This is a genomic window from Bradyrhizobium cosmicum, from assembly GCF_032290525.1.
Classification (GTDB): domain Bacteria; phylum Pseudomonadota; class Alphaproteobacteria; order Rhizobiales; family Xanthobacteraceae; genus Bradyrhizobium; species Bradyrhizobium cosmicum_A.
In genome coordinates, this window is sequence record NZ_JASXTA010000028.1 from 71,289 (window position 1) to 81,239 (window position 9,951).

Consider the following 9,951-nt stretch of genomic DNA (forward strand, 5'->3'; position numbering starts at 1 on the left):
GGCGGCAAGTAACATGGGTTTGAGTTCAGCCCTCGCCAGTGCGATGAGCGGCCTGCGTGCCAACCAGGCTGCGCTCTCGATCGTCTCCTCGAACGTCGCCAACTCGCAGACGCCGGGTTACATCGTCCAGACGCCGAACCAGATCGAGGTCACCACCGGCGACTTCGGCTCCACGGCCATGACGACCGGCGTCAGCCGGGAGCTCGATACCTATGTGCTGAATCAGCTCCGGACCGAGACCGGCGGCAGCGGTTACGCCGACCAGATGGCCAACATTCTGAAGCAGCTTCAGAATGTCTACGGCACGCCCGGCAACAGCGGCACGCTCGAAACCGCGCTGAACAATTTCACCACGGCGCTGCAGGCGCTGTCGACCAGCGCCGGCTCGTCGTCGGCGCAGAGGGTCGCGCTCGGCGCGGCGCAGACGCTGGCGCAGCAGCTCAATGTCACCACCAAGGGCATCCAGTCGCTGCGCTCCAACGTCGAGCAGGATCTCGGCAGCTCGGCACAAGCGGCCAATTTGGCGATGCAGCAGGTCGCCGACATCAACACCAAGCTGCAGGGCCTGTCGGCCAACGACCCCTCGGCCGCGACGCTGATGGATCAGCGCGACCAGGCCATCAACACGCTGTCGAAATATGTCGACGTCCGCGTCACCACCGACGGCTCGAACCAGGCCAACATCTACACCACCACCGGCATTCAGCTCGTCGGCGCGGGGCTCGCTTCGCAATTCTCCTTCGCGTCGGCCGGTGCGCTATCGGCGACCTCGCAATACAATCTCGATCCGGCCAAGTCCGGCGTCGGCGCTTTCAACATCAAGCTGCCGAACGGCTCGTCGATCGACGTCGTCGCCAACAATGTGGTCTCTTCCGGCCAGATCGCGGCCGATCTCAAGCTGCGCGACCAGACGTTGGTGCAGGCACAGAACCAGATCGACCAGCTCGCCGCCGCGATGTCGAGCGCGCTCTCGGACAAGTCCACGGCCGGCACCACCGTCACGGGCCCGCCGGCCGGTTTCGATATCGACCTTGCCGGCGCGCAGCCGGGCAACACCGTCAACATCAGCTATACGGACACGACGACCAACACGCAGCGCCAGATCACGCTGGTCAACGTGGCCGATCCGGCCGCGCTGCCGCTGCAGAACGCCACCAATGCCAACCCGATGCAGATCGGCGTGAACTTCGCCGGCGGCATGGGTGCGATCGCCTCCGCGCTCAACACCGCGCTGTCGGGTGCGCATCTGACTTTCTCCGCCGCCCCGTCACCGGCGACGGCGACGACGCTGCGGGTCACCGATGACAATAGCGGCCTTGCCAAGGTCAATTCGTCCTCGATCACCAAGACGATCTCGTCGCTGACCTCGGGCAATCCGCAACTGCCGCTGTTCACCGACGGCGGCCAGGCGCTCTACACCGGCGCCATCACGGCATCGGGCTCGCAGATGACGGGCCTTGCCGGCCGCATCGCAGTGAATACGCAGCTCGCCGCCGATCCGACCAGACTGTCGGTCTACAACACCTCGCCGGTGACGCCCGCGGGCGACACCACGCGCTCGGACTATCTCTACTCGCAGCTCACCAATGCCGTGTTCTCCTATTCACCGCAAACCGGTCTCGGTTCGGCGAGCCAGCCCTTCACCGGCAGCGTCTCGAACTATCTGCAGCAGTTCCTGAGCGTTCAGGCCAATGCCGCGACCCAGGCCACCCAGCTCCAGCAGGGCCAGAGCGTCGTGGTCTCGACGCTTCAGGCGAAGTTCAACTCGACCTCCAGCGTCAACCTGGATTCCGAGATGTCGAACCTGATCCAGCTCCAGAATGCCTATGCCGCCAACGCCCACGTCATGTCGGTGGTGCAGAGCATGATGAACACGTTGCTCCAGGCTCAAGTGTAACAAGTAACAGGGCTCTGAAACATGTCGATCAGCAGCATCAATTACTCTTCGTCGGTTCTCGGCTCGCAGATCCGCAACATCAATCAGCAGCTCACCGACCTGTCGACGCAGCTTTCGACCGGCAAGCTGTCGCAGAACTATTCCGGGATGGGCACCAACGAGGGCTTTGCGATCGCAGGGCGCGCGCAGCTCTCCAACATCGCCGCCTATACCGACACGATGACCAACGTCAACGTCAACATCAACCTCGCCAACACCGCGCTCCAGTCGCTCACGACGATCCGCAACACGGTGCAGACCGGCTCGGCCAACACCGCGCAGGATCTCAACGTCAACGGCCAGACCGTCGCGCAGAACACCGCAGCCGCGCAATTCGGCTCGATGGTCGGCGTTCTCAACACGCAGGCGGGCAACCGCTATCTGTTCTCCGGGACCGCGTTCAACACGCAGTCGGTCGCCAATGCCGGCGACATCATCAACGGCACCACCACGCAGGCGGGCTTCAAGACCGTCATGGCGGAGCGTCAATCCGCCGACCTCGGCGCCAACGGCATGGGACGGCTGGTGCAGACGCAGCCGACCGCGAGCTCGGTGCAGGTGTCCGAGGACGTCGCCGGCTCGCCGTTCGGGCTCAAGATCGCGGCAGTGTCCTCGACGCTGACGGGGGCGACCGTCACCGGCCCGAGCGGCTCGCCGGTGTCGTTCTCGGTCGATCTCAACGGCGTCAACCCTGCTAACGGCGACAAGCTGAGCGTCCAGTTCACGCTGCCTGATGGTTCGACCGAGCAGATCGACCTGACCGCGTCGTCGGCCACGCCGACGCCGCTCGGCAGTTTTGCGATCGACGCGAGCGTCCCGGTCAACCCGAACAATACCGCGACGAACCTCAACACCGCGCTGAACACCGCGATCAAGAAGCTCGCCAACACCTCGCTGGTGGCGGCATCTGCGATCGTCGCGGGCGACAATTTCTTCAATACCGCAAGCTCGGCGATCGGTGCGCCCGTCAACAATCAGGCGGCGCCGCCGGTCCCCATCACCGGAGCAACCACTCTGTCTGGGGCGAGCCCTTCGGATTCGATCTCGCCCGGCTTCGTCGCCGGCGACACCATCACCGTGAATGGCACCACGCTGACCTTCGTGGCCTCGGGCGCGACCGGCAATCAGCTCAACGTCGGCGACAGCATCCGGACGCTGATGAGCAAGGTCGACGCGATCACCGGCACGTCGAAGCCTTCGACCGTGCATGGCGGTTCGATCACGATCAACACCGAAGATGCGGCGAGCCTCAACATCACGACCTCGAACACGGGCGCGCTGAGTGCGCTCGGTTTCAGCTCGACGCCCGTCACGGCAACGCAGCCGCCGCTGCGAGTCGGCTCTTCGCCGGCGAGCGCGGCGACGACGCTCGTCAACGGCTCGGCCACTACCGTGAAATGGTACACCGGCAATGACGGGCCCGGCTCGCCGCGCTCCACTGCCATGGCGCGCGTCGACGATTCCGTCACGGTGCAATATGGCGCGCAGGCCGACGAGGACGCGATCCGCAAGCAGTTGCAGGCGATCGCGGTGTTCGGGACGTTCTCGACCTCGCCGACAGGACAATATGCGGGCGGGCAGGTCGCCGCGCTGAGCCTGCGCACGACCCAGGCGCTGACGAAGCAGCCGGGCGAGCAGCGCATCGAGGACATCCAGACCGACCTTGCGATGGCCCAGAACGCGATGAAGGACGCGGGCACGCGCCAGACCCAGGCCAAGGCGCAGCTCCAGTCCATCATCGACCAGGCGGAATCGGCCCCGCCGGACCAGGTGGCGAGCGAAATCCTGGCGCTTCAGAACGCGCTCCAGGCGTCCTACCAGGTGACCTCGAACCTGTCGCAGCTTTCGCTCGTCAAGTTCCTGTAAGGATGCGTTAAGGCCCCGTTAACCATGCCTCTTTACCTCTTGGTGAGGATTGGAGCGGGGCGGAGCCGTCAATGTCGGACAAGATGCAGCTGGTGGTGGCGACACCCTGTTTCGGCGGGCAGGTGTCGAGCATCTACGCGAGCTCGATCTTCGCGCTCCAGCGCGCCGTGCATGGCGTGCCCAATCTCGAGCTCACGGTGCTGCTGCGCGATGGAGACGCGCTGATCACGCGCGCGCGGGCCAATCTGGCGGCGATGTTCCTGGACGATCCCAAGGCGACGCATTTCCTGTTCATCGACGCCGATATCGGGTTCAAGCCCGAGCAGGTGTTCCGGCTGATCGAGTGCGGAGCCGACGTCGTTGCCGGCTGCTATCCGATCAAGCGGGTCAACTGGGACAAGGCGAAGCGGGCGATCGAGGCCGGCCGGGCCGATGTGCCGGCCGCCTCGCTCGACTATGTGCTCGAGATCGAGGACCCCGACCGCATCGTGGTGGTCAACGGTTTTACCCGCGTCCGCTACGCCGGGACCGGTTTCCTGATGATCCGGCGCCATGTGCTGGAAACGATGTGCCGTCATCCGGACTATGCGGCCCTGCAGTTCTTCCGCGAGCATTCGCACGATACCCTGGCGGGGAGCCGCAACCGCTTCGCGCTGTTCGAGTGTATGATCGACCCCGCCACCGGCACCTATCTTTCCGAGGACTTCGCCTTCTGCAAGCGCTGGACCGATATCGGCGGCGATATCTGGGCCGACATCCAGAGCTCGCTCGATCACGTCGGGCCGTCGGTGTTCCGCGGCGACGTCGCTTCGCAATTCGCAGCCGCGCCGGCGGCGGCCGATGCGGCGTGAGCCTTCCGGGATGAACGTCGGCGCCTCGCGTGTGTCAGGCACGGAGTGCGCTTTCGACGGCGGCTCGCGCTATCGCCTGCGCGATCTCTTCACGCCGCTGGATACGTTGCTGATCTCTGGCGGAGACCTGCGGCTGGCGCTCGACCCGAGGGATCGCGTCAACGCCTATGGCTGTGCGGCCTCGCCGGAGCCGGAGATCTGGAATTTCGCCTCCTCGACCGCCTCGACGATCTCGCAAGCCGCCTATGACCGCGCCGCTCTGGCGCGCGAAGAACTGATGCACAGGTGCCTTTTCGACGAGGTCGAGATCGCGTTCGACGCGCGCTGCGAGGACATGCGCGAGGAATTGCGCAGCCATCTCCAGCTCGCGCCGCGTGTCGATATCGTGTTCTCGCCGTCCGGTACGGATTCCCAGCTCCATGCGTTGTTCCTGGCGCGCGCGGTGCTCGGCGCCTCGCCGGTGACGATCGTGGTCGGCGCCGACCAGACCGGCAGCGGCACGGTCCATACCGCGCGCGGACATCATTTCAGCGCGATGACGGCAAGCGGCATTGTCGTGCGCAAGGATGCCGCGGTCGCGGGCCTCGCCGGCGACAGCATCGCGGTGCCGCTGCTCGATGTGGCGTCCGGCATCGCGATGCGCACCGATGCAGATGCTGCGGTCATGCGTGCGGTCGAGAACAGCCTCGCGCAAGGCCGCTGCGTTCTTTTGCACATCATGGATTCGTCAAAACTCGGCTGGCGCGCGCCGAGTGCTGCCTGCCTCGATGAGATCGCGCGGCGCTGGCCGCGCAAGGTTCAGGTGGTCGTCGATGCCTGCCAGGCGCGGCTCGGCCGCCGCCGGCTGCGTTCCCATCTCGATCGCGGTTACATGGTGCTGATGACCGGCTCGAAGTTTTTCGGCGGGCCTGCCTTCAGCGGTGCTCTGCTGGTGCCGAAAGGTCTGTCGCGGTCGCTCGACCGGATCGAGGGGATCGCGCCGGGCTTGTTCGACTATGCGGGCCGCTGCGACTGGCCGATGGCCTGGACGGCCCTGCGCTCGCGCTTCGAGCGCCGGCCGAATTTCGGGCAATGGCTGCGCTGGGAGGCGGCGCTCGCGGAAATCGGCAGCTACTACGCCGTCCCCGGGGCTTTCCGCACCGGGGCGCTGGCCGAACTCGCCGCCGGCATCGACAGCATGATCGCGTTGTCGCCTTCGCTTCGCGCCATTCCAGGCGCAATCGACAAGAGCGACGTGGATGACGAGGAGTTCGCGCAACGTACGATCTTCCCGTTCACGCTGCTGCGCGACGGCAAGCCGGTCTCGATTGCCGAGACCGCCGCCGTTCATCGGGCGCTGGCGCGTGACATGAACGAGGAGATCAGCGGCAGCGCGGCGGACCGGCAGGTTGCCGCGCAACGCTGCCTGATCGGCCAGCCGGTCCGGCTCGAGCGACAGGACGAGACGCTACAGGCCGCGTTGCGCTTCTGCGTCGGCGCCCGGCTGGTGACGGAGGCCTGGCCGCCTGATCGCGCGCAGGCGCAACGCAATGTGCAGCACATCCTCGATCGCATCGCCCACGTCGTGGTGAAGATCGAGCTGCTGCTTGAGCGCGGCATCGCCGCAACCGTGCCGAAGAAATCCGCGTTCGAGGTTTGAGATGCAGCATTCCGTTTCCACGCCGAACTATTCCGACCGCATCGGGTTTGCGCAATTGACGCGCCGGGCCTTCGAGGGCGGCGATTTGCACCCGCTACGCGAACATCTTCTGGCGCGGATCGCCGAGGGGACGGCCGAGGCCGGCGAGGGCCTGGATTTGTCGCTGATCGCCCAGCTCCTCGGCGAGAAAGAGGCCGGGCTGGTGATCCAGAGCGAGGTGCTCTCCTTCCATCAATTGTTTCGTACCCCTTGCGCGGTTCCGAAGCCCCGCCTGCGGGTGCTCGCGCTCGCGGCTGACATCGACATGGGCGGCAATACCCCGATCGAATTCCTGCTCGAAGGCTCCGATATCGAGCTGCTGACGCTCTACGTCATCGAGGGCGTCGGCCTTCCCGAGACGTTGCCCGAGCACGATGTCGCCATCGTGGTCGCTTCTGATTCCGAGGAATGCCGTGAGACGCTCGCCGCCATCGAGCAGGCCGCGCCACGCTGGCCGCGGCCACTGCTCAATCGTCCAGAGCTGATCGGCAATCTCGATCGCGACAAACTGTTCCGGTTGCTGGCGGGCATCCCCGGACTCGACATTCCCGTGACCGCGCACGCGACGCGCGCGCAATTGTCGGAGCTTTCGCAAGGGAAGATCGCCTGCGAGAGCATCACGGGGGAGCTGCGCTTTCCGATGATCGTGCGGCCACGCGGCACGCATGCCGGCGTCGGGCTCGCGAAGATCGACGATGCCGCGGCGCTCAAAGCCTATCTCGCCGAGCGCGAGGAGCAGAACTTCTTCGTCGCGCGCTTCGTCGATTATGCGAGCCCCGACGGGCTCTATCGCAAATATCGCCTCGCCATGGTCGACGGCAAGCCTTACGCCTGCCACATGGCGATCGCCGACCGCTGGGACATCTGGTATCTCAACGCCTACATGGCATTCAGCGAAGAGAAGCGAGCTGAAGAAGCCGCCTTCATGCTCGACTTCGATAACGCTTTCGCTGCGCGTCATCGCAACGCGCTCGACGAGATGAGCAAGCGTGTCGGCCTCGACTATTTCATCGTCGATTGCGCCGAAAACAGCAACGGCGAGCTGCTGGTGTTCGAGGCCGACAACACCGCCGTCGTGCACAACATGGATCCGCCCGCCGTGTTTCCCTACAAGCCGCAGCAGATGCGCAAGATCTTCGCCGCGTTCACGGCGATGCTGTCGCGGCATGCAAAAGCGGGCGAGGAGCGTGCAGCATGAACGAGATCATCCGCAATCCGCAAAGCTCCATCACGCACACCTCGCTCGATCCGCAGGACTGGAGCGAATTCCGCGCGCTTGCCCATCGCATGCTCGATGATGCAATCGACGGCATCGCCAATGTTCGCGCGCGTCCGGTTTGGCAGCCGATTCCCGATGCGACCCGCGCAGCCGTGAAGACGGATCTGCCGCGCGAGGCAAACGATCTCGCCGATGTCTATCGCGAATTCGCCGATCATGTCGCGCCCTACGCGACCGGCAACGTCCATCCCGGCTTCATGGGCTGGGTGCATGGCGGCGGCACCGCCGTCGGCATGCTCGCAGAGATGCTCGCAGCGGGCCTCAACGCTAATCTCGGCGGACGGGATCACATGCCGATCGAAATCGAGCGCCAGATCGTGGCCTGGATGCGTGAGCTGTTCGCTTTTCCGGAGAGCGCGAGCGGCATCTTCGTCACGGGCACGTCGATGGCCAACCTGATGGCCGTGCTGGTGGCGCGCACTGCTGCCCTCGGCACGCTGGCGCGGCAGCACGGCATCGGCAACGACGGCGCGTTGCTCACGGCCTACACCTCGCAGGCGGCGCATGGCTGCATTTCACGGGCGATGGACATGGCCGGACTTGGCACCGATGCGCTGCGCAAGATCGGCATGGATGCCGATCATCGCATCGACGTCGCGGCGCTGCGCGCGCAGATCGCGAGTGATCGCGAGGTCGGCTTCAAGCCCTTCCTCGTCGTTGCCTCCGCGGGCACGGTCGATATCGGCGCGGTCGACGATCTCGAGGCGATCGCAGAACTGTGCCGCGACGAAGGAATCTGGTTTCACGTCGACGGCGCCTTTGGTGCGCTTGCGATCCTCTCGCCCGAACTCGCGCCATTGCTCGGCGGTATCGAGCTCGCCGATTCCATTGCGCTCGACTTCCACAAATGGGGACAGGTGCCTTACGATGCCGGCTTCCTGCTGGTGCGCGACGGCGAGCAGCACCGCCAGGCCTTTGCCCAGCCGGCGGCCTATCTGAGCCGCGAGGCGAGGGGGCTTGCGGCAGGCGCGGTTTGGCCCTGCGATCTCGGCCCCGACCTGTCGCGCGGCTTCCGCGCGCTGAAGACCTGGTTCACGCTGAAGACGTTCGGCACCGATCGGCTGGGTGCGGTGATCTCACGAAGCTGCGCGCTGGCGAAATATCTGGAGGGGCGCGTGCTGGCCGAGCCGCGGCTGGAATTGCTCGCGCCGGTGAACCTCAACATCGTCTGCTTCCGCTACCGCGCCGGCGACACGGTCAACCGCGAGGTCGTCGCGGACATCCAGGAGTCCGGCATCGCGGCACCGTCAAGCACGAGGCTCGATGGCAAGTTCGCGATCCGCGCTGCCATCGTCAATCATCGCACCGAGGAGAGGGATATCGATGCGCTGGTCGCGGCCGTGCTGGAGTTCGGTGCACGGCGCAGCGGCGGCGTGATCGAGGTCGAGGCACCGCCGCTCGCGGCGCAGTGATAGCGGATCCTTCAAAACAAAACCGCCCCGGACCTGGTCCGGGGCGGTTTTGTTTTGGGTGTCGCGAAGTGCTCAGGCGGCCGAGCTGACATCGCTCTTGGGATGACTGGCTTCGTACTGGTCGCGCAGCTTGTCTTCATAAGCGATCAGCTTGCGAGCCTCCTTGAGCGCCCGGTAGAGGTCGCCGCTCATGATGTTGTTGTTGATGCCCTCGATGATCGGCCAGGAGCTGGGCACCGCGGTGACAATGTCACGCACGAGGTTGAAATAGGTGCCGTGCTGGGTCTGCGGGTCCGGCGAGATGTACATGAGCTGCACCGCCAGATAGACGAGCTTGGCCGGCGTATCGGCGGTCTCCGGCGTGAGGATGTCGCGCTCGCGCAGAATCGGCACGTTCTCGCCGTCGATCAGAAGACGCGCGCGCTGATCCGTGTTGGTGATCACCGAATTGCCGACGATGATGCGTTCGTGTGGTTTGAGCTCGACCTTGAGAGCCATGCCTGTTCTCCATCAACCCTTTTGTAACGAGCCTCGTGCGTGCCCCTGCTGATGGCTGCCGGCTCTGATTTGGGTCCGATCCTTGCTCAATGTGGTTAACGGGTTGTAAACGCCGGCCGCGATCGCAGAAACATGAAGGATTTCAATGCGTTGGTTCCAGCGAAATTTCGGACTGGGGATTCCGGACCGGGCCTCGAAGGCGCGAACCAGACAAACCCGGGGTTTCATTTCACGGATTGTTAGAGGCTTGGACGCACCGTCCGCCCGTCGTTTGATCAATCTCGGTCAGACAGGACGCGTAGCTACCAGAAAGGTAACAGTATGTCCGGTATCGTTCTCTCCTCTTCGGTTCGCCAGAACCTGCTCTCCCTCCAGTCCACCGCCGACCTGCTCGCCACCACCCAGTCCCGTCTGTCGACTGGCAAGAAGGT

General features: G+C 64.9%; 7 protein-coding genes. 6 read left to right on the plus strand and 1 reads right to left on the minus strand.

The features are described 5' to 3' along the window. Window positions 1-13: 13 nt before the first annotated feature. The 6 genes from flgK (at window position 14) to QSV46_RS34370 (ending at window position 9,022) form a co-directional block, all read left to right on the plus strand. Window positions 14-1,897, plus strand: coding sequence for a flagellar hook-associated protein FlgK (flgK, locus tag QSV46_RS34345; RefSeq protein WP_314962115.1), 1,884 nt, complete (start codon window positions 14-16; stop codon window positions 1,895-1,897). A 21-nt stretch (window positions 1,898-1,918) separates the two neighbouring features. Then, a complete protein-coding gene (locus tag QSV46_RS34350) occupies window positions 1,919-3,802 on the plus strand; it encodes a flagellar protein (RefSeq protein WP_314962117.1) in 1,884 nt (627 codons plus the stop codon). A gap of 71 nt (window positions 3,803-3,873) precedes the next feature. After that, entirely contained in the window at window positions 3,874-4,653 is a 780-nt protein-coding gene (locus QSV46_RS34355; protein WP_314962120.1) for a hypothetical protein, read from the plus strand. After that, complete coding sequence (locus QSV46_RS34360; protein WP_314962122.1) at window positions 4,643-6,292, plus strand: hypothetical protein; 1,650 nt, start codon at window positions 4,643-4,645, stop codon at window positions 6,290-6,292. The genes QSV46_RS34355 and QSV46_RS34360 overlap by 11 nt, the downstream gene beginning before the upstream one ends. Before the next feature lies 1 nt (window position 6,293). After that, window positions 6,294-7,529, plus strand: a complete 1,236-nt coding sequence (locus QSV46_RS34365) for a hypothetical protein (RefSeq protein WP_314962124.1) — start codon at window positions 6,294-6,296, stop codon at window positions 7,527-7,529. Continuing rightward, on the plus strand, window positions 7,526-9,022 hold the full coding sequence (locus QSV46_RS34370) for an aspartate aminotransferase family protein (protein WP_314962126.1): 1,497 nt from the start codon (window positions 7,526-7,528) through the stop codon (window positions 9,020-9,022). Before QSV46_RS34365 ends, QSV46_RS34370 begins: the two co-directional genes overlap by 4 nt. Window positions 9,023-9,094: 72 nt before the next feature. Here QSV46_RS34370 and flbT read toward each other — a convergent pair whose 3' ends face one another. After that, entirely contained in the window at window positions 9,095-9,520 is a 426-nt protein-coding gene (flbT, locus tag QSV46_RS34375; protein ID WP_007602109.1) for a flagellar biosynthesis repressor FlbT, read from the minus strand. Window positions 9,521-9,951: the final 431 nt, after the last annotated feature.

Bases quoted from the DNA above. Each gene is read 5' to 3' on its own strand.
- flgK (WP_314962115.1), top strand. From the start codon at position 14: ATGGGTTTGAGTTCAGCCCTCGCCAGTGCGATGAGCGGCCTGCGTGCC.
- QSV46_RS34365 (WP_314962124.1), top strand. From the start codon at position 6,294: ATGCAGCATTCCGTTTCCACGCCGAACTATTCCGACCGCATCGGGTTT.
- QSV46_RS34360 (WP_314962122.1), top strand. From the start codon at position 4,643: ATGCGGCGTGAGCCTTCCGGGATGAACGTCGGCGCCTCGCGTGTGTCA.
- flbT (WP_007602109.1), bottom strand. From the start codon at position 9,520: ATGGCTCTCAAGGTCGAGCTCAAACCACACGAACGCATCATCGTCGGC.
- QSV46_RS34370 (WP_314962126.1), top strand. From the start codon at position 7,526: ATGAACGAGATCATCCGCAATCCGCAAAGCTCCATCACGCACACCTCG.
- QSV46_RS34350 (WP_314962117.1), top strand. From the start codon at position 1,919: ATGTCGATCAGCAGCATCAATTACTCTTCGTCGGTTCTCGGCTCGCAG.
- QSV46_RS34355 (WP_314962120.1), top strand. From the start codon at position 3,874: ATGTCGGACAAGATGCAGCTGGTGGTGGCGACACCCTGTTTCGGCGGG.